Raw genomic sequence first — 20,489 nt, forward strand, 5'->3', positions numbered from 1 at the left:
GTCAACGGTTTTATCTTTGAGGATGTCAGCGATATCTTTGACGTAGGGTGTGGCAACCTTCCCCAGATTTCCCAATGCCTCTGCTGCACTAGAACGAATATAAAGGTAAACGGATTTATCTTTTAGGATGTCAGCGATGTCTTTGACGTAGGGTTTGGCAGCCTCCCCCAGATTTCCCAATGCCTCTGCTGCACCGGAACGAACAGGAGAATCAAGGGATTTATCTTTTAGGATGTCAGCGATGTCTTTGACGTAGGGTGTGGAAGCCTCCCCCAGATTTCCCAATGCCAGCGCTGCACTGTAACGAACATTTGAGTCAACGGTTTTATCCTTAAAGATATTGAGGATGTCTTTAACATAGGGTATGGCAGCCTCCCCTAAATTTCCCAATGCCCGTGCTGCACCAAAACGAACATTAAAATCAACGGATTTATCCTTGAGGATGTCAGCGATATCTTTGACGTAAGGTGTGGCAGCCTCCCCCATATTTCCCAATGCCTCTACTGCACTAGAACGAACATTTGAGTCAACGGTTTTATCGTTGAGGAAGTTGAGAATGTCTTTGACGTAGGGTGTGGCAGCCTCACCCAGATTTCCCAATGCCTCTGCTGCACCGTAACGAACAGTTGAGTCAATGGTTTCATCTTTGAGGAAGTCGAGGATATCTTTGACGTAGGGTGTGGCAGCCTCCCCCAGATTTCCCAATGCTTTTACTGCACCTGCACGAGCAGAGGAGTCAACGTTTTTATCGTTGAGGAAGTTGAGAATGTCTTTGACATAGGGTTTGGCTGCCTCTCCCAGATTTCCCAATGCTTCTGCTGCGCTGGAACGAACATCGGAGTCAACGGATTTATCCTTGAGAATTTTGACAGCTTTTTGGGCAATATCTTCTGGTTTCTTTACCAGGGATTTTAAATCTTTCAGATCATATTCAACTAATTGCTTGAGAGCATATTCCTTAACTTTGTCGTGTCCATCATCAAGGGCGGCTGATATACCGTTAATCTGCCAATCTTGGGGTTTGGGTTTGGGGGTTTCTTTAGCGTTTACCCAAGGTAGAGAGAGGAGGAGAGTTAAGAGTAGGGTAAAACAGAAAAGGAAAAAGATGGAGAGCTTGTTAGTGTGGCGGGGAGTTATGAGCATAAATCAGGGCAAGGCGGCAGATTACACGCGGCTATCGGTATAATACCAAGCTTGCAATTCCTAATTCCTGATTGAGAGCCTTTAATACTTGTGAGTGAGCATTAAAGACTCATTAACAAAGCTCTGAGGTTCATCGCTGATGCTCTGAGGTTCATTGGCGATGCTCTGAGGTTTATCGCCGATGCTTTGAGGTTCAATGATGATGCTTTGAGGTTTATCGACGATGCTTTGAGGTTCAATGATGATGCTCTGAGGTTTAACGATGATGCTTTGAGGTTCAGCGATGATGCTTTGAGGTTCATCGGCGATGCTTTGAGGTTCAATGATGATGCTTTGAGGTTCATTGACCAAAAGATACATCTCGTTTTGTAAATTAGGAGACTCTCAATATGATTCGGTTAAGGTGCATAGTCATTGAAGATCCCCCTAAATCCCCCTTAAGAAGGGGGACTTTAAGAAGTTTTAGTTTTCCCCGTTTTTTAAGATCCCCCTAAATACCCCTTAAGAAGGGAGACTTTAATTCCGGTTCCCCCCTTTTTTAAGGGGGGTTAGGGGGGATCATCTGCTGTATCTGCTCACACACACTATCAAAGTGATTTAAAACTTGACTATTTGTAAACCTAATAATCTTTAAACCATAGCCTTCCAAAATGTTTGTTCTCTCAAGATCGTAATCTTGACCTTCATTTGTAAAATGGCTATCCCCATCAACTTCAATCACTGTTTTTAAAGTAGGACAGTAGAAATCAACTATGAAATGATTAATCGGTCGTTGTCTGAAAACCCGATATTGAAAATTTCTCAAATATTCATCCCACAGCTTTTTTTCTGCTGGGGTCATATTTTTACGAAGTTCTTTTGCTCTTTCTACAAGCTTTGGATTGTAAGGTAGATAGAGATTGCTGCTATTGAGTTGGTTTGTCATATTTTCTAGTAGTTATGCCCCAATACTGCGTAGGTTTTGGTGCATAGTCATTGGAGATCCCCCCTAACCCCCCTTAAGAAAGGGGGGAACCGGAGTCGCAGTCAAAGTCCCCCTTTTTAAGGGGGATTTAGGGGGATCTCAAAGTATTGGCTACATCACTAAAAGCTTTTAAAAAGCCTTTAAGAATCGACAGCAGCTTTCGCGGGTTTACTTTTAATAGCTTTAAACCGTTCGCCTAATTGTTCAGCAATGGTTTTTAACCCTGGAGTTTTCTTCGCAGCTGTCTTGACGTAATCATAAACAGTCAAACTGCTACCCATTGCTTCGCTACCGACAGCCATTAGGGTATCATCTACCTGTTCTGTCAGTTGTCGCAGTCCAATCAAAACTTCGGTGAGGTTAGCGGCTAGTTGATAATCTCGCACAAATTCATCTAAATCAAAACTGGCTGGTAAAATATCTCGGTTAGATTGGGCAGCAATCAGGCTATTGTTGACAAAAGCTAGTCTTTTATCGCCCATCTTAAATAAGTTGCGTCGTTCTTCTGCACTCAAGGTAACGAGAAAGGGCATCTTTGCTTGGATAGTCGCAAAGGCTGCTTTAATTTCTTGGATATCTGCTGGGGAAAGGGAAGCGGTAATGTTTTGGTATGCCATTGGTTATTTACTGTGATAAATCTGTTTGTTATGATTCCCACTGATAAATGCGATCGCACAGTATTTAAAGAAGGGGAAGTAGGGAAATTAACCTCTCTGGTGTACACATAAGTCAGATCCAGTTTTAGAAAGCCCTCATGTAGAGACGCGATTTATCGCGTCTAAAAGACTGACACGTTAGAGAGACGCGATAAATCGCCGTCTCTACAAAGAATTTACTCATGCCATCCATCCGCCATCTCGTTTTTCGTATCGAAACATTAAGGAATATTGCATTTGTGCAGAAACCTGGGGGAAAAGCGCCAAATCACTAGAAAGACCGTGGTAGTATGCTCTCGGTAAATGTGAAGATTGGGAGAAAGACCTTTGACACTACGGGTTGCTGTTATTGGGTCAGGCCCTGCTGGTTCATCTGCCGCTGAAACACTGGCAGCCTCTGGGATTGAAACCTACCTGTTTGAGCGGAAGCTAGACAACGCAAAGCCTTGTGGGGGTGCAATTCCCCTGTGTATGGTGAGTGAATTTGACTTACCACCAGAGATTATTGATCGCCGAGTCCGGAAGATGAAAATGATTTCGCCTTCCAATCGCGAGGTTGATATTAATCTGATAAATGAAGATGAATATATAGGAATGTGCCGCCGGGAAGTCCTGGATGGCTTTTTGCGCGATCGCGCGGCAAAAGTAGGCGCAAATTTAATTAATGCCACTGTTCATAAACTTGATATACCAGGAAACAATACTGATCCCTATACCATCCATTACATTGACCATACAGACGGTATATCACAGGGGATTGCTAAAACCCTGAAGGTGGATCTAATTATTGGGGCCGATGGGGCTAATTCTCGCGTTGCCAAAGAAATGGACGCTGGGGATTACAATTATGCGATCGCTTTCCAAGAGCGAATTCGCTTACCCGAAGACAAAATGGCCTACTATAACGATCTAGCCGAAATGTATGTCGGTGATGACGTTTCGACCGATTTCTACGCTTGGGTTTTCCCCAAATATGACCACGTAGCTGTCGGTACTGGCACGATGCACATCAATAAAGCCAGCATCAAACAGTTACAAGCTGGTATCCGCACCCGTGCTTCCGAGAAGCTAGCAGGCGGTAAAATCATCAAAGTCGAAGCGCACCCCATTCCTGAACATCCCCGTCCCCGTCGTGTCGTTGGTCGCATCGCTTTGGTGGGAGATGCTGCTGGTTACGTTACCAAGTCCTCTGGTGAAGGTATTTATTTTGCCGCTAAATCTGGGCGGATGTGTGCCGAAACCATTGTCGAAACATCTAACAGTGGTAGCCGTATTCCTACAGAAGGCGACCTCAAGCTTTACCTGAAGCGTTGGGATAAAAGATACGGACTCACCTACAAGGTGTTGGACATTCTGCAAAGTGTGTTCTATCGTTCCGATGCTACCCGCGAAGCGTTTGTGGAAATGTGTGATGACCTCGATGTACAACGGCTAACATTCGATAGCTATCTGTATAAAACGGTTGTCCCTGCTAATCCCATCACCCAACTGAAAATTACTGCCAAAACCATTGGTAGCCTAATTCGGGGTAATGCCCTTGCACCTTAATTGAGGGCAAAGGACTGGGAATTCCAACAAATAAATTACTCAATTTTGTGGGGTGGATATCTTGCACGCTTAATTAATCAGGGCGAGCAAGATGCCCACCCCACAATATATATGTTTCCTCATAGCAGATTTAGCCAATCCCCCAGCCAATCATATTTATCAAGCGATTGGGTATTGCCCCATTTGTGATTGGCACGAATACTCATTCACCTCAAAGGAGTAAGCAGAATAAAGCGATCGCTCCAATTAAATTATCTTTCTATGGCAGAATATGCAAATTGCGATCGCTCCAGGCTGTTAAATTCAGGTGAGCAACTGGTCTAGCAATGACTGTTAGGGCAATAGTGGTAGTTTTCAGAAGGACAAGCAGGATAATCTTCGGCCTGTTTTTTAACAATTTACTGCGGTAGGAACGCTGCATAACCTGGATTGAGAGGGCAAAATAGAAAACATGACGATTGAATCCAATTCCTCTAATCTACCAACCCCAGAACCAGCCCCCGAAAACGATTTGCAGCCAGATGACTTTGACGGTGGTGCAACGGAGAAAAACCTAAACTCAGAAGCACTAGCGACGCAACAAGCATTAGCGGCGATCGCGTCTTTAAAATCTCCGCATTTACAACAACAAGCCCGTTCTGACTTCAAGCAACCCACTACCAAGCAATTTACAGTTAAGCCGAGGGCATTGCTGATTACTCTAATCGCGATCGCCATCACCTTTATTGGAATTATCCTCAATAACTGGATCATCGGCATTATTGGAACGCTGATAGCTTTGCTGTTATCCCTGGCAATATTATTGCCTTGGTTGCAAGAAGTTTTAAACGAATGGTTTTCACCCCAAGAACGCACGCTGTTTGTGGCCTTTTTGGGACTAATAGTAGCCATCATTGGCTTGATCAGATTCACAGGTGCAGGCGATCGCTTACTGCTTTTAGGACGCCACATTAACTGGGATATTGCTGGTAGCCTAGCAGAATGGTTTGGCGCTTTGGGGCAAATTCTTATCGCTATCATCGCCGTTTACGTAGCATGGCGACAATATGTCATTTCTAAAGACTTGACAATTCAGCAAAATATGCTTACGGTTCAGCAAAATATTATTACCCAGCAGCAGACAATTGATTCTTATTTCCAAGGTGTTTCCGACTTGGTATTAGATGAAGAAGGATTATTAGAAGATTGGCCCCAAGAAAGAGCGATCGCTGAAGGACGCACTGCGGCGATTTTAAGTAGTGTCGATGCTAGTGGTAAAGCGAAAATTCTGCGTTTTCTCTCACGTTCCAAGTTGCTCTCACCTTTAAAACGCGATGGCCGATTAGGTCGAGCCATTTTCAACGGAAGTGGCGGATATGCAGAAGACCGCCTAGAAGGTGTGCGCGTCATAGATTTAGGCGTAATGTTAGCCGCAGCAGACCTTTCTGGTACTGATTTGCGTTGGACTGATCTAAGCGAAGCTAATCTTGTCCGCGCTAATCTGATCGGTTGTGACTTAGTAAAAGCCAACCTTTCTCGCACAATTTTATATAGTGCTAATCTTAGCGATGCTGACCTGAACGGGATTCGCCTATTCTATGGTGTAGTGGATAAAGCATCACCCCGCAGTCGCACTGAACCACCAGATTATGAAACTGGGGAACAAACTGGCGCTGTGGTGGAAAATGCCGATTTCAGCAATGTGCAAAGGATGTCTGAGTCTACACGTCACTACTGTTGCACTTGGGGTGGCGAAAAAACCAGAGGTACTATTCCTGGTGGTTGTGAAGGTATTCCCAATAAGTTGGGAAGATAGTTACAAGAGAATTCAGAATTCAAAATTCAGAATTCAGGAGTAAAACACAGTTAAATATAGCCGTAGTCACACAGATTAGGACAGTCTTGATTGCTCAAAGTCTTGAAACAACTGGGTTTTTACTCAGCACTCAGCACTTAGCTATACTTCTCTCCAGAGAGTGCTACGTGTTCCCCAATCTCTAATACCAATTCTCCAAAATGAGGCAACAGATGTCAATCAGGAAAGTCTTGCTGCATCTAAGTTTCTTAATTGCGTTAGCGGAGCGGGGCGTTAGCAAGAGTGCGAATTGCGAATTGCGAATTGGTATAACTCTACCGACCCGCAATAAATATCTGTTCTGCGGTCAAATTCAGGTCTGGAAATGTTTGGGAGATGAGGCGTTCTGTTCCCCTAAACTGTTGTCCTTGATAAGTTCCATCGACTAACTGATAAATTGTGATTACAGGTTGCTTGGATAAGCCGATGTAGCGTTTGCCTCCTAGCCCTAGATAATCTGCGATCCAATACTCCCCAATACCTAAAGCTTCGTAGTCTTCCACTTTTCGGGCATAGTCATTCTGCCAATTGGTACTGACAACCTCCACGACCAATTTTACAGACTTGCCTAGTGTAATCACTGGCTCAGTTTTCCATAATGGCTCATTCGCCAAACCCGTCTGATCAAGAATCACAACATCGGGTCTAAAGGCTGAATTTTGACCTAATGGTTTAATCAGACATTTCATGGGAATAAACCAAGGCAAATTGAGCCGATCAATTGCTACGTTGAGCTTACGATTAATTAACCCAGCTACCTGTTCATGAAGTCCAGTGGGTTCCAAGTCGATTAGTTCTCCGTCGATTAACTCGTAGCGTATATCATCCAGATAGCCAGCAATGAATATCTCAGAGCTAAGAGTACCTGTATTAAGAGTGGCTGAAACCATCGAGAATTATCCTTCCAGGTTCAGAACTAGAGCAGGTATTGCTGCTCTTAATTATTCTAACTAGCTGTTTTATCTAGGTTCCAGTAATTCTCGCCTTCAGGTAAAGTGAGAATTTCAACGCCATCTTCAGTTACAGCTAAGGTATGCTCACATTGAGCAGAAAGCTTGCGATCGCGCGTTACCGCAGTCCACTTATCGCTGAGAACTTCGACTTCGTAAGTACCTTCGTTAATCATTGGCTCAATAGTAAAAACCATCCCTGGTCTGAGACGCTTGCCCTTACCGCGTGTCCCATAGTGGGGAACATCCGGCGCAGTATGGAAAATATTACTGATGCCATGTCCAACGAAATCTCGCACTACAGAAAAGCCTTCTGCTTCAGCATACTCTTGAATGGCTGCACCAATGTCGCCAATGCGTCCCCCAGGTTTAACTTCAGCAATACCCAAGCGGAGACATTGCTCTGTCACCTCTACCAGCTTTCTCGTTTTTGGGGAAGGAGTACCGACAAAGAAGGTCTTGGATGTATCGCCGTGATAACCCTCAACAATCGGCGTCACATCAATATTAATGATGTCACCTTCCTTAAGAATTTGCTTGGCATTGGGAATACCATGACAGATCACCTCATTTACACTGGTGCAAATCGATTTAGGATAGCCCTTATAACCAAGAGGTGCGCTTTTTGCTCCATGCGCTTGCGTCCAACGTTCGGCTTCATCATTTAGTTCAAGAGTGCTAACCCCTGGCTTCACAAACGGTTCAAGATGCTGGAGGAGTTTGGCTGCTAAACGCCCAGCTTGACGCATTTTATCTATTTCTCGCTGGGATAAAATAACAATTAGTTCGGTTTTCATTAACTTTTATCTAAAGTATCTTTCATAAACATAGTTAACCCTGTCTTTGCAGCTCTTTGTGCAGCATCAGCAACCTTTAGAGTATATAAGCTCTCCTCTGGGGTAACGTACAAAGGAGTGCCATTAAAAAGATGATCTAACACCATATTCGTGTCTTTAGCGAACAAACCCCGACGAGGACCAACTTCTATAGCTGTTGTTTCCCCTGGCTGGATGAAAATTCCAGTGTCACCATCAAAAATTAAACCACCTTTTTCACCGTGAACTTCAAACTTACGTTCTGATTGCCAAATACTTTCACCTTTGCCGTAGACTACTTGGGCTAAAAGTCCACTGTTAAACGATACTTCACTAGTACAGAAACAGGTTTGGTAATATTCCGGTTCTATTTCCCAATATCGCTGGTGACAGTTAACTGTAAATACTTTACCAAATAAATCCGTGAGACGATGTAGGCGAGACAACGCCCCCATTAAGGGAAAACCGAACATCTCGTGGTTATAAGTCCATTTGCGGGGTGCAGGATTCTGGGGATTGATGGTGCTGTAGCGAACATAAAACACCTCACCAATTTTGGCTAAGTTTTGCTTCAAGGCTTGATGCAAACCACCCAAAAGTTCTAGATGTTCAACGTGCAGGAGTTTTTGTTGTGCTTTGGCTAAGACAATCAGTTCCTCGGCTTCGATTACATCCAACGAAAGAGGATACTCTACAATCACATCTTTACCGTTGGTAAGTGCTGCACGAGCGATCGCACCATGATCTCGATTAATAGTGGAGATCGCTACTAGGTCTATATCTTCCCGCTCTACTAGCTCTTGCCAAGAACTCAACGCTTCAATTTGGTACTCTCTGGCAAAGGCTGCTGTTTTTTCTGGGATATGACCAACAACTGCGACTAAATGCGATCGCTCATCATTAAGCAACGCTTCAGCTCGAAACTTTGCCGCATAACCAGTACCTACCAAACCTACACGCACTATTGCTTTTTCCAAAGCTGCTCCTGAATTATACATGATCCTCACTAGTTCTGTTTTTGAGTCTCCCACGTTTATAGTGGTGAGATTCTCTCTTCATGGGGAATCCAATGATTTCACCAGTCTAGACTCTACAACATTCGTCATAACCTCTCAAGGTATTTGAAGCTAGTCAGAAATACGTATGCTAAAAAGAGAAAATTTGAAAAGAAAAGCCCCCTTTTTTATTTAGGGTAGGTTTATTGAAAATCATAAATTAAGTTCTTTGTCAAGATAATGAACAAAAATTTGAGAATAAGAAAAATCTAGAGTATTGCCGCCAAGAAGCGCTGCGATCGCTATGATAATTGTCTAATCAGATTTTTTAATGATTTTTTGCTCATAACGCTTGTAAATCAGCGCCTTTCAGGAAATGAAACAGCCCTGTTTTTTAAGGGAGTTGGAGGATCTCTTTTGCGTAAATCCTAAAAAACATAGGTAATATTAATCTTATTCATGTTTTATTCTCAACAACATAATTTTTACTAATCACAACCTCACTAGGGCATGAAATAATATAAATAAAACTTATCGGGATTAAGCAACTAAATTTCATTACTAATCGGGTTCAATTTCCAGTTACATCGTTTAATTTTTCTCGTAGTATCAGAATTGAAGCAAATTTGAACTAGCGGCTAATTCCACAGAACAGCCGTGACCTTTGCCTTAAAATAACTTATACTGCCGTTTGCAAAAGAGAGGATTACTCAATGCCAACTTATAAAGTGACACTAATCAACGAGGCCGAAGGACTAAATAAGACACTTGACGTTGATGACGATACCTATATTCTGGACGCTGCTGAAGAAGCTGGTCTTGACTTGCCTTACTCTTGCCGCGCTGGTGCTTGTTCGACCTGTGCAGGTAAAATCGTATCAGGTAGTGTCGATCAGGGCGACCAATCATTCTTAGATGATGAACAAATCGAAAAGGGATATGTACTGACTTGTGTCGCCTACCCAACCTCTGACGTAACAATCGAAACTCACAAAGAAGAAGATCTTTACTAAGAGTCAGCGACTCAACCATAAACCTCTTGCAAGAGTTACTAATGTTGAAAAAATAGAAGCAGGGCATCTAGGGTAAATACCCTCCCAGTGCCGTTTGTGCCTCTTGAAACGACTTTGACAAAAAGCCTAATTTTCATGTTGAGCAGGAACACAGTAAATGTTGTGTTCCTGCTTAATTTTTGACAGCAATTTTTAGGTATTTAGACCACGACTGAGACGGTCATTGGTCATTAGTCATTGGTGCATATCCTCTTTCTTGTGGACGGAAAAACTTTTTATGCATCTGACTGATTTAAACCACGTTAAATACTAGGTATTGGTATCTCTTGGACTAATGAATGACTTTCGCGTTGCGGTTTGATACTCCAAGTCAGTGTAGGTAGTTCACAGCTTAATCTCTTTAGTGAGAATTTGAATCTCAGTACCAGGATAGTAAAATTGGAGAATTTTTGGACTTGACCAACCTAGTTTCGCTAAATTTTGAGCGCCTGTTTGACTCAAGCCAACTCCATGTCCTAATCCACCACCAATAAAAGCGTATCCCCAGAGTTCTGGTTTGCCTTTGTTCAGGGGTTCTATGTAAAAAAGCGTACTTGTAGGAGCTGCGAAGGCGCTGCGAACTTCGTCTTTGTGCAGAATAAAGGTGCTGTGATCAGTTTTAACGGCAAGTTCAAGGATACGTCCACTCTGGCTTCGCTTCACTACTGCCATAGCTTGAATTGTCTTAAAGTTGGCATGGGGACTGTTTTTCACCTGCAAAAATTTCTGCAAGTCTTTGGTAATATCCTCTACACGGGTTTCCTTGCGCCAACGAAACACATTCCACTTGCTTTCATTAAATCCTTGTTGCGTATTAATAAATTTTTGGAAGTTCTTTTCATCGGCCAAACTCTGCTTAGACAAATCCCAAAAATTAGTTGCAGCATCCAGTACAGGGCGGAGATAGGGACGATCATCGCCATTCCAGACATCACTAAAGGAAGCAGTGACACCACCAGTGGTGGAAGAATACAGGGCGTCTACTAGTTCATTCTTATAGGTTAATACTTTACCCCTGGTTGAAGCGATCGCTTGGTCTGTTTTGCTAGCTGCTCCCTTCAGCCCATAATAAACTTGGCAGTGAGTATCAGCACATAACTGATAGTTGTCTGCGGCAAACCTGCGTAAATTTCTCAAGGCATAAGTCCGGGCGAGAATTGCCTGGGCTTCCAGCGCCGCTGTTGGTGCATCCGTGCCTATTTCGTAAGGCACAACCCCACGCAAATAAGTTTCTAAAGGTACTTGATTAACTAGAGTGTATGTGCCGTATGCATTTGGCTGCAAATTCAGTCGCCCGGCATAAAGACGAGCATTTTCTGGTTTTTCGCTTTTATTCACCCGAATCAAGTTTTTCTCAGTGCTAATTTCCAAATCATTCGGGCTATAGCGATTGCCATCCACCACCCAACTGACTCGCGGCACTTGTTTTAAAATTTTAGTATCAAGATATACTTTTTCTTTGGTAGAAGCTTGGATGTTTTGTAATAACAAGCGTCGCAGTAAAGGAGTGCTGTAAACATCTCGTTTTGCCCAAACTTGCCAGCGTTCTGGCTGGGCTATTTCCACTTCCATTCCTTGAGAACGCCATTTATTCGCACTGTCTTCTGCGGTTTCAAAAGTGCGGTATGTGCCCAAAATTACCACTTCTTCGACTGCTGGCTGGGGTAAAGCTTGCATGACTGTTTCCAGCTTTACAGGGTTCTTGGTAACTAGGGTTTGCTGCTTATTGCCCGCTTTAAATTTTAGCTTTAAGCGATCGCCTTTTATGGGTTCCAGTTGCAGTTTGGCTGTGGGTAGTGAGCCAAATCGCTGCACAATCCCAATTTTAAGTTCCATATCCGGGATGTTGCTCTCAGGCCCAGATGCAGCAGTCAGACCCAATAGACAAAATGTTGTCAGCACGGTGTGGGAAAAACGCCAAAACAAAAATTTCATGGCTACCTGATAGCGTACCCCTACGGGGAAGCGAGCTACGCGAAGCGTCTCCAAGAGTTGCGATAGCAAGTAATCTCTCTTAGAGAGCATCTTTTGCCCCTTAATGCTTCGTTGGAGCTGATTTTCCAATTGCTTTGTAGCGCGGTTTTTTTGTCGCATGAGTGCTCCAATGATACCATTACCAATTTTGCCCCAAATACTAGTTGCAAAACGAAGTCATAATGACTATGATTTATTTATAGGCAAAAAACAGAACTAGTTGGATAAACTTTTTATGGTTAGAGTCCAAGAAATTCCATTAAATCAGATAAAACGGCCATTGCCCCGTGCAAACGATCCAAATAAAGTGCAAGCCTTAATGGAATCGATTGCGGAGATTGGGCAGCAAGAACCTATTGATGTCCTAGAAGTAGATGGACAATATTATGGCTTTTCTGGTTGCCATCGGTATGAAGCTTGCCAGCGTTTAGGCAAAGAAACCGTTTTAGCCAGAGTCCGTAAAGCACCCCGCAGCGTTTTGAAGATGCACTTGGCATAGATAATGGGGATTGGGGACTAGGGATTGGGGACTGGGGACTGGGGACTAGGAATCAAGGGCTTAATTTTCTTGCCAATCCCCAATGCCCCATTCCCAATTTCCAATCCCCAATTACATATAACCTAATTAGGAGAAAATTATGTCATCGAAAGTAACAGTCAAAAATGTAAATATCGGCATTGACGAGGCGAGTAGGGCTAAAATTGCCGAGGGTTTATCCCGCCTGTTGGCTGATACTTATACACTGTATCTGAAAACTCATAACTTCCATTGGAATGTAACGGGGCCGATGTTTCAAACATTGCATTTGATGTTTGAAACCCAGTATACAGAATTAGCCTTAGCAGTTGATTTAATAGCCGAGAGAATTAGAGCGCTTGGCTATCCCGCACCAGGAACCTACAGCGAATATGCCAAACTAAGTTCGATTGCAGAAACCCCTGGAGTTCCTAAAGCTGTGGAGATGATTCGCTTACTAGTTGAAGGACAAGAAGCGGTAGTCAGAACTGCACGGTCTATTTTTCCTGTGATAGAGGAAGTTAACGACGAACCTACCGCCGATTTATTGACTCAGCGGATGCAAGTACATGAAAAGACAGCTTGGATGTTGAGAAGTTTACTGGAAGAATAGGAAGGGGGAATGGGGAATAGGGAATAGGGAATAGAGAAGAAACTTAATCACTAAATACCCATGCCCCATGCCCAATGCCCCATGCCCAATGCCCCATGCCCAATGCCCCATGCCCAATGCCCCATGCCCAAAAGTTGCAAGATTTAATGCAACAAGTGGGTATTTCTAGTTTTAAAGCGCTGAGTCGTGCTGCTGGTGTCTCAGAGCGTCAGATTTTGCGGTTACGCCAAGGAAAACTTGAGCAGATGCGGGTAGAAGTGCTGCTCAAGCTATCGTCAGTGCTACAGATGTCATTGAATGAATTAATCACAACTTTTTCAACCGTAGAGTTGTTGCAAGAGCAAAAAGTCTCTACTCAGGAATTGTTACAAGAGATTGCAGATTTAAGAAGAGAGTACGATCGCTCTCAACTTCAATTAGAACAGCAACGAGAGATATTACTACAAGAACTCCAGCAGTCGAGTTTGCAACTGCTGGAGTCTTTATTATTGCAATGGCCAACAGCAGCAAAGACAGCCCAGGAGAATCCCCAGCTAGCAGCAGTCAAAATAGTCCCGTTGGTGCAGAAACCCTTGGAAAAGCTTTTACAGGCGTGGGGAGTGGAAGCGATCGCACCCGTAGGAGCAGAATTACCTTATGATCCCCAACTGCACCAATTGATAAAGGGAACAGCACAACCTGGAGAAATAGTCAAGGTGCGCTACACTGGCTACCTTCAAGGTGAGAAGCTGCTTTATAGAGCCAAAGTGAGTCCTCTTAGAGAGAGTTAGGACGCAAATTTTCGCCTTCCTCTCAGCTATATCCCAGCGGTTATGGTTTCATCCTGGCTACCGCTGAGGATAGTTTTTCGTTATGCCTGAAGGCGATCGCTTCTTCAACCGTCATTTATCTAAGTAGCAATACTAGATTAACTACGATATTGTCAGTATAATCTTTAATTTTTGAGAAAATTTATGTAAATATACTAAGAAAATCTCGGTCTTTCCGGCCGCCAAGCTTAATACTGGGTAGTAAAGTACTTGGATGATCAGTTTTACAGCCGGAATCTACCCTATGATTAAACATAAAAATATAGACTGCAAGTTACCCCTTTTTCTTGTTATTGAAGACCATCCCGAAGTTGGTCAGAATAACTGTGAGTTTTTGCACATGATAGAAGCTCAGTGTTCTTGTATTCGCGTAGATACACCTGAGCAAGGAATTGAGCAGCTAGAGCTTGAGCTACCGAATTTGGTAGTAGTGGACTTGCAGTTTGGCACTGTCGGAGGTGAGCAGTCAGCAAAGCCAGGTTTAGCACTGTTAAGACAAATTTTTGAGCGTTACCCTACAGTAAATATCCTTGTTTATACCAGCGAACCTAATTTTTTAAGGCAACTAGCACCGCAGATTGGTAAACACCAAGGAGGTTTTGCAGTTGTGAACAAGATGGAAAGACGCAGCGCCTTCCTGGAGGGCGTTCGCAGCGCCTTAGATGGACAACTCAAAGTCCATCGGGAACTGATGAAAGAAATGCAATTGACTCAGCAGGATCTGGAAATTCTAGACTTGTTATGCAATCATGCGCTAACAGACCAAGCGATCGCCGAGCAGATGCATGTATCCCATAAAACGGCTCAGAACTATGTGCAGCGTCTCAAGGCAAAGCTGGATATCGAGCATCTTGATGGGCAGAATATAAACCCTCGCGTTGCTGTTTGCATGGCAGCTATTGGACGCAAGCTAATTGTTTGTTGAAAAAAAACTTGAGTTTTGGGTTTTGTCCTCAGTAGTAGTCTTTAAAGTCCAAGTGAGTGTTACCTGGATTCCGCCATCGGCTGAACGAACTCGCTCCCAATAACCGTCTGGTAGTTCCGCAGCAATAGTAGCCATCAATTTTGTGCCGTAACCACCACTGTGTGCTCTGATGCTGGTGCTTTTCAAAACAACAGGCTTAGGCTCGGTTAGATCATTTTTAATGATTAGTGTACATAAGGTTCCTTCCTGAAACAAACTAACTGTAACTTGGGTTGCAGTATCGTTTGGAGGTTGAGCATGACGAATGACGTTAGCGATCGCCTCTTTAAAAAAGCGAAAAATATCTTCACGGGCATCTATCCAGGTACTGTCTAATTCTGGCTCTAAAAGAGGTTGCAGGTGAGAATCAACTTTGAGTGTTAATTCTCCTGAATCTACAAGTTGTTGTAGCTGCTGTTGAATTCCTTTGTCTAAACCTGTTTGCAATTCTGGTGTAACCTCTAGTTTCTCCGCCATCGTGCGAGTATTGCGGAGTTGATCGCGAAGATTACGCCCAACTGCTTCTAGCCTATCTAATAAGGGGTTGGGATTTATCGCTGGATGTTTGATAGCTAGAAGTTCGACACCATCCATGACTAGTTTGAGTTCTTGTAGAGGACCATCATGAATGTCCGCTGCTACTCGATGGAGTAACTTTCGTGTCTGAGAGAGGACTGCCTGTCGCTCGGCTAGTTGTCGTTGCTGCTGGATCAGCTGCTGTTGTTTCTGCCAAAACAGCAAACAGATCGCTACAGATACACCCGTTCCTAGCCAGGTTAAGATTGGTATTGCTAAAGGTATAATCAGCCCTTGCCAAGAAGATAAGACACTGAAAATAACATAACCTCCAACAAACCCTAGAGAAAGCCAACTCTTCAAGCGGATAGTCGGTTGAGATCCGTTTTTGAATATCCCGGAAGTCAATATTAAACTAAAAAAGACTGCACCCAGGGTAGTGACGGTATAGTCAAACCATTCGGGAAAGTTTCTCAGAAATGAATCCGTCATCAAATTGCCGATCAAATTGGCTTGCACCTCTACAACTGACATGCGATCGCCAAAAGGAGAGGAAACCCCAAACGAGACTAAATCTTCTCTAGGCAAATCAATCAGTACCAGTTTGTTGCGAACCTTCTGAGTTTCTGGGGTGGTAGGAGCGCTACATTGAGTCAATTGTGCAAAAGTTGAATTACAAAAAGATGAAACATTGAGGCGAGGAAATGTTCCAGCAGGGCCATAGAAGTTTATCCCAACGGCAGTCTCAGTTAAAGATGTTTGCTCACTTTGGATAATCTCAGTGAGTGCTTTGTTACCTAGAGGGGAAGAAAATTTTTCTAAAGCCAGTATCGCAACTGATTTTAATTCTTGAGTTTCTTGAATGTTATCTACATAAACAAAGTATCCTGCCAAGTTTGCTTGACGAGATGGACTGGTTAAACTTTCAAGAGCAGTCTCGTACTCAAAAAATCCATGCACTTGCTCTGGAGAGATTAATGGTTTAATCCTCTTGTCGTCAAATGGTAACAGATGATAGTAGATAGATAATGCTGAAGGAATTGATTGAGAAAGTCTTTTAGTATAAGTAACTAATACGATTTGATTAGTGTATTGTTTTATCAGATCCTTGAAGGAATTTTCTAAACTGCTATCAAGAGGTCGCCTCAAGGAATTAGGTAGGTTCAAAACTACAACTTTAGCTCCTTCGTCCATGAGCCGCTTGACTAGATTGGCATAGAACTTGTGTTCAGGTTTATAGATTGGTCGATCAATTGTAACTAAGAGGATTTCGCTGGGCAAAGCGCTAGGTTTGTGGAGCCGTGTCAGACTATCTTGAATCCCAAGCTCTAGTTTTTCAACGATAGGTAGCTTGCTAAATACTGCATTGAAAAGGAAACTCCAGACAACACCCAAACCAATCCCTGTCATTTGCCAAGTGTTAATGGCTCTCAATCTTCTTTCCATTACTTCTTAGGCTGGAGGCGATAGAAGACTGTTTGTTTGGGATTGTACTGCTGCAAATTTACACATAGGTCTTCACCGCATCCCTCAATCTCCCAGGTGGCAGTCTTAGTTTTAATAACCCCATTCAAGCTAGGTTCTGTGTTTATTTTCCCATCCAATGGGGGGCCAGAAAGCGATTTAACAACCTCTCCATCAAATTCTAACTGTAGCTCAACTGAACCGCCCTCTCCAACTCCACTTATAATCCGTCCTGTCCCTTCCCAGATTTGACTCGCACTAGCTGGAAGTATCAGTATGCACAGCAATAGAATTGTTTGAGAAAGTACACAACTTCCGTAGTAAGAGATACTCGTTACTAGATTCCTTTTTAAATAATAAATTATGTACATATAGCACTCTGCTTGATAATGGCGAGCTTTTTTCACTATTATCTTCTATTCTGCTCAAATAGCTTGCGTAAACGCGCAACTTGATTTGCGCTAATTCCTCTATCTTAAGCAGTAAGAAAAAGCAAAAATACAACTATCACCGAACAGCGAATGAAACCGCCCAATAACCCGAACTCTTTAAGGAATCCCTGACTGGAGAGAGGGGAGGACGTGAATATATTTTCGTTTCTTTTATTCAAATACATTGGTACAATCTACATGAACTTTAAACAATTTGGTGTATTACTGTCTATATCTACAGTTCTTGGAACAAACCTGATTGCGACCAAGGTTTTGGCTCAAGATCCGCCTAGTATTCAATTTGGAAATGCAATCGGATCTGGTGGATGTATTGTTGAAGATCAGCTTGTTGGATCTGACGGTAGAACCTTATCGATCATCTTGGATAAAATGAGTGCAAGAAATGGTAAGCGTCAAAGGTGTATTTTACGTGTCGATACTGCTATACCAAGTGGTTTCCACGTCCAAGATGTACAGATACTGTACCAAGGAAGCACTGAAATTTCTCAAGGAAAGACAAGCTTAAGCAGAAGCTATATCTTTACTGGTGGTGCTCTTGGTGTAGCTAAGGCTACCCCTACAACTACCCAGTTTACATCTAGCAATCCTCTTTTTCAGGCACAAGATAATCTTACTGTTGCATCTGCTTCATGTGGTGGACAAGGACAATTAGGTATTAATATGATTGCACAATCCTCACAAGGAAGTTTTATTGTTGTTGATACAGCCGATCTCAATGCTGGGGATGTGAAACTTCATATCCAGCTAGCTCCTTGCTAATTTGCTTATTTTTGTGGGATTGAAGATGATATTAGTAGAAACCTTTGCTGTTTGACTAATCTTTAATCCCACACACCGCAGATTAAGAAATAAGGTAATATAGGACTCATATTTGATTTCTGAAAAAACTCAGTACAACTAAGAAGCCTTCTTGACTGTTGCCTATTGCCTATTGCCTATTCCCTGCCCACGCAAATCAGTTCAGAAATCAAAGCGGATTCCTATAGTAGTTTTGAGAAAACCCTATTGCACAAAAAATAATAAGCACTGCTGATTCTTCAGTTTATCGAATCAGCTTGTTCCAGATATTGTTTAACAACCTGCGGTATTTTCTAAATCTTTTACTATTCCAAATCACTGTTGATGGAGAGTATATTATGTTGAGATTAAGTTATGTACGTAATTTTTTCATATTAATATGTTTGTTTTCTTTAGGTTGTTATGATGCCAATTCATCTACCGTTAGTACTTCAATAGAAAACCAGCCACAATTTTCTGTTAATGATGGATGTAATATAAATTTCGATCCGAAAACAAGTGAGTTTAAACTTGTATCTAAGATAACTGCAAGAGCACAATCGCCGAGGGCTAGATGTATCATTAGAATCAATACCTCTAATACTCAAAAGCAATTTAGGCTCGTGCCTTTAGCTTTAAAAGGTGAAGTAAAGAAAGCACCAGCAACAGTGGCTATCTCATCAATTTTAATTGGCGAACAACAGCAACCAACTAGTTTGTCTAAAAAATATACAAGTTCTACTAAGTTTGATTTGACCAATCAAATCCCTAAAACTAACTATACAACTAAAGAAAAAAGTGTTTTAGGAATTAATATAGTATTAATGACGACCGAAGGAGAATTAGAGTTGACAGAGATGAAGTTTGCACTTCAGCAAAAATAAAATGTGGTTCTGTCGCTCCTTTTATCAAAATACGAAATCTAAATAGTAAATTACGTAGATCCAGTACTCTAGTTGCTAATAATAATCATTTTTCATTATTATCTTTTATTCTGTTCAAATAGCTTGTGTAAACGCGCAATTTTATTTACGCCATTTCCTCTATCTTAAACTTATATTCCTTTTTAAGAGTTAGCTCCAATCAATCAGAACACCGACACTTCTTGAAGAAGTTGGGGTTCTAGTCTAGGCTGTTGACTCTATACCTTTTAGCCCACAAGACTTCATGCAGAAATTGTGTTTTTTATTTTGGCGTAAAGATGGCTGTTGCGGGCGCTTTCACACAAGCAAAAACCAGCACAAATAATTTTTCGGTAATTCCCCAAAAAATAGCCAAAATCAACAGCCTAGGCTTCACCTGATTTTTTTGTGCTAAAAGGTCTTAGCGATCGCACCCGTAGGAGCAGAATTATCTTATGACCCCCAACTGCACCAATTGATGGAGAGCACAGCACAACCTGGAGAAAAAGTCAAAGTACGCTACACTGGCTACCTTCAAGGTGAGAAGTTGCTTTACAGAGCCAAAGTGAGTCCAGTTTGAGGGATGTTAGGAGTTAAAAATTCATAACTCTTTACTTTTTGTGTTGTCTGTTGAGAAATGACAGATATTGGGAATACTAAAATAGCAGAGGCGATCGCCTCAGAGAACTTCTTTTAGGGCATTGGTGTAGCTTCGAGCTTGCTTGGCGCTGTTGAAACCGAAACTTTTGGCTCTAGAGCAGCAGTTTAGAGGTAAATTATTTCAATTATGTAAGTAATTGGACATAAATAAACGTAGATGCTAGTTACTATCATAAGTATTCAGTATTCAACAAAGGATTATATCCACTAATGATTCTGATATGAAACCCCGATAGTTGAGTAATTTTCATAGTATTTTTGCTTGTAGTACTGAATTGGGGGCTAGAGCAGGGGAAAATTTCGTGTGTCATGCAGACCCGTCGCTAAATTGGAGAATAATCGATACCTACCACCCAGGCAATGCGATCGCTGCAACCCATTGAATTTTGAATTGTTTAATCACGACTATCATTATGAGGTTTATTGGAGAACCTCAGTTTTGCAAAAATATTTGGCAAATAATCTGAAAAGCAGTAACTTCAGCTTGTAGCTCAGTATATACCTATGTCAATGAGATGCAAGCAAGTGGGCATTAAAAAATCAACCTATATGAAGAAACATCAAATCAGTAAACAACTTAAAAATCGGTCATTCCATCTTTTTTACAAAAATCAACATACATGAGTTTTACTATACCGACTTACTTACCTTGTTTATTTATAATTGGTCTGTTCCTAATAGAAAAACTATACTTCTATTGAGCTAATGATTTTTTTGTGATTACAAAAAATCAGATAAAAATGTTTATAATTAATCTTTATACATCCTAAGTAATTATCAATGATTACTCAAGACGTAATCTTAGATTTTATTTTGCAGGCATTTTTAAATGTTCTATGATGGGTATATAATAGCGACATCAGAGCATCATTTACACAAATCAA

Annotated in this window: 20 protein-coding genes and 1 pseudogene; 10 read left to right on the top strand and 11 right to left on the bottom strand. The window is 42.0% G+C overall.

Annotated elements, in window-relative coordinates:
* The 4 genes from ABF638_RS09700 to ABF638_RS09715 all read right to left on the bottom strand — a co-directional run.
* Positions 1–1,143 (bottom strand): HEAT repeat domain-containing protein (locus tag ABF638_RS09700; protein ID WP_435022345.1); only part of this gene is annotated, 1,143 nt, incomplete at its 3' end.
* Between the two features lie 81 nt (positions 1,144–1,224).
* Complete coding sequence (locus ABF638_RS09705) at positions 1,225–1,503, bottom strand: hypothetical protein (RefSeq protein ID WP_435022347.1); 279 nt, start codon at positions 1,501–1,503, stop codon at positions 1,225–1,227.
* Between the two features lie 178 nt (positions 1,504–1,681).
* Positions 1,682–2,068: an endonuclease domain-containing protein gene (locus ABF638_RS09710; protein WP_435022349.1), complete on the bottom strand. Its 387-nt coding sequence runs from the start codon at positions 2,066–2,068 to the stop codon at positions 1,682–1,684.
* Between the two features lie 179 nt (positions 2,069–2,247).
* Entirely contained in the window at positions 2,248–2,724 is a 477-nt protein-coding gene (locus ABF638_RS09715; protein WP_435022351.1) for a hypothetical protein, read from the bottom strand.
* Between the two features lie 366 nt (positions 2,725–3,090).
* Between ABF638_RS09715 and chlP the strand changes: the two genes are divergently transcribed.
* Positions 3,091–4,311 carry a geranylgeranyl reductase gene (chlP, locus tag ABF638_RS09720; protein WP_435022353.1) on the top strand — a complete coding sequence of 407 codons (1,221 nt, stop codon included), beginning with the start codon at positions 3,091–3,093 and terminating at the stop codon, positions 4,309–4,311.
* Positions 4,312–4,570: 259 nt separating this feature from the next.
* Here the strand turns inward: chlP and ABF638_RS09725 are convergent, their stop codons facing one another.
* Entirely contained in the window at positions 4,571–4,732 is a 162-nt protein-coding gene (locus ABF638_RS09725; protein ID WP_435022355.1) for a hypothetical protein, read from the bottom strand.
* 30 nt (positions 4,733–4,762) lie between these two features.
* Here ABF638_RS09725 and ABF638_RS09730 point away from each other — a divergent pair, with 30 nt between their 5' ends.
* Entirely contained in the window at positions 4,763–6,106 is a 1,344-nt protein-coding gene (locus ABF638_RS09730; protein WP_435022357.1) for a pentapeptide repeat-containing protein, read from the top strand.
* Positions 6,107–6,420: 314 nt separating this feature from the next.
* Here ABF638_RS09730 and ABF638_RS09735 read toward each other — a convergent pair whose 3' ends face one another.
* The 3 genes from ABF638_RS09735 to ABF638_RS09745 are packed head-to-tail and all read right to left on the bottom strand — an operon-like array spanning position 6,421 to position 8,908.
* Positions 6,421–7,035: a Uma2 family endonuclease gene (locus ABF638_RS09735; RefSeq protein WP_435022359.1), complete on the bottom strand. Its 615-nt coding sequence runs from the start codon at positions 7,033–7,035 to the stop codon at positions 6,421–6,423.
* A gap of 56 nt (positions 7,036–7,091) precedes the next feature.
* Positions 7,092–7,892 (bottom strand): type I methionyl aminopeptidase, encoded by an 801-nt coding sequence (gene map, locus ABF638_RS09740; protein WP_435022361.1) that lies wholly within the window; start codon positions 7,890–7,892, stop codon positions 7,092–7,094.
* Positions 7,892–8,908, bottom strand: a complete 1,017-nt coding sequence (locus tag ABF638_RS09745) for a Gfo/Idh/MocA family protein (protein ID WP_435022363.1) — start codon at positions 8,906–8,908, stop codon at positions 7,892–7,894. The genes map and ABF638_RS09745 overlap by 1 nt, the downstream gene beginning before the upstream one ends.
* A 710-nt stretch (positions 8,909–9,618) precedes the next feature.
* On the opposite strand from ABF638_RS09745, the gene ABF638_RS09750 reads away from it, so the two are divergent.
* A complete protein-coding gene (locus ABF638_RS09750; protein WP_069073385.1) occupies positions 9,619–9,918 on the top strand; it encodes a ferredoxin in 300 nt (99 codons plus the stop codon).
* A gap of 384 nt (positions 9,919–10,302) precedes the next feature.
* Here the strand turns inward: ABF638_RS09750 and ABF638_RS09755 are convergent, their stop codons facing one another.
* The gene (locus tag ABF638_RS09755; protein WP_435022366.1) at positions 10,303–12,051 is read right to left on the bottom strand and encodes a SpoIID/LytB domain-containing protein; all 1,749 of its coding nucleotides are present in this window, start codon (positions 12,049–12,051) and stop codon (positions 10,303–10,305) included.
* Positions 12,052–12,166: 115 nt separating this feature from the next.
* On the opposite strand from ABF638_RS09755, the gene ABF638_RS09760 reads away from it, so the two are divergent.
* The 4 genes from ABF638_RS09760 (at position 12,167) to ABF638_RS09775 (ending at position 14,795) form a co-directional block, all read left to right on the top strand.
* On the top strand, positions 12,167–12,430 hold the full coding sequence (locus ABF638_RS09760; RefSeq protein ID WP_012410090.1) for a ParB N-terminal domain-containing protein: 264 nt from the start codon (positions 12,167–12,169) through the stop codon (positions 12,428–12,430).
* Positions 12,431–12,569: 139 nt separating this feature from the next.
* Complete coding sequence (locus ABF638_RS09765; RefSeq protein WP_435022369.1) at positions 12,570–13,061, top strand: Dps family protein; 492 nt, start codon at positions 12,570–12,572, stop codon at positions 13,059–13,061.
* A gap of 74 nt (positions 13,062–13,135) precedes the next feature.
* Positions 13,136–13,831, top strand: a complete 696-nt coding sequence (gene grpE, locus ABF638_RS09770; protein ID WP_435022371.1) for a nucleotide exchange factor GrpE — start codon at positions 13,136–13,138, stop codon at positions 13,829–13,831.
* A gap of 283 nt (positions 13,832–14,114) precedes the next feature.
* On the top strand, positions 14,115–14,795 hold the full coding sequence (locus ABF638_RS09775) for a LuxR C-terminal-related transcriptional regulator (protein ID WP_435022373.1): 681 nt from the start codon (positions 14,115–14,117) through the stop codon (positions 14,793–14,795).
* Here ABF638_RS09775 and ABF638_RS09780 read toward each other — a convergent pair.
* Together ABF638_RS09780 and ABF638_RS09785 are read right to left on the bottom strand one after the other, a co-directional pair.
* Complete coding sequence (locus ABF638_RS09780; RefSeq protein WP_435022375.1) at positions 14,781–16,796, bottom strand: CHASE2 domain-containing protein; 2,016 nt, start codon at positions 16,794–16,796, stop codon at positions 14,781–14,783. The two genes, ABF638_RS09775 and ABF638_RS09780, sit on opposite strands and share 15 nt — an antisense overlap.
* Complete coding sequence (locus tag ABF638_RS09785; protein ID WP_435022377.1) at positions 16,796–17,185, bottom strand: hypothetical protein; 390 nt, start codon at positions 17,183–17,185, stop codon at positions 16,796–16,798. The genes ABF638_RS09780 and ABF638_RS09785 overlap by 1 nt, the downstream gene beginning before the upstream one ends.
* A gap of 258 nt (positions 17,186–17,443) precedes the next feature.
* Between ABF638_RS09785 and ABF638_RS09790 the strand changes: the two genes are divergently transcribed.
* The 3 genes and pseudogenes from ABF638_RS09790 to ABF638_RS09800 all read left to right on the top strand — a co-directional run.
* Complete coding sequence (locus tag ABF638_RS09790; RefSeq protein WP_435022379.1) at positions 17,444–18,025, top strand: DUF4360 domain-containing protein; 582 nt, start codon at positions 17,444–17,446, stop codon at positions 18,023–18,025.
* Positions 18,026–18,402: 377 nt separating this feature from the next.
* On the top strand, positions 18,403–18,927 hold the full coding sequence (locus ABF638_RS09795; RefSeq protein ID WP_435022381.1) for a hypothetical protein: 525 nt from the start codon (positions 18,403–18,405) through the stop codon (positions 18,925–18,927).
* A gap of 436 nt (positions 18,928–19,363) precedes the next feature.
* Positions 19,364–19,525 (top strand): annotated as a pseudogene (locus ABF638_RS09800) (XRE family transcriptional regulator); the annotation flags it as partial.
* Between the last annotated feature and the right edge of the window lie 964 nt (positions 19,526–20,489).

This window comes from Nostoc sp. CALU 1950 (assembly GCF_051172895.1).
In the GTDB taxonomy this organism is placed as follows: Bacteria; Cyanobacteriota; Cyanobacteriia; order Cyanobacteriales; family Nostocaceae; genus Nostoc; species Nostoc edaphicum_A.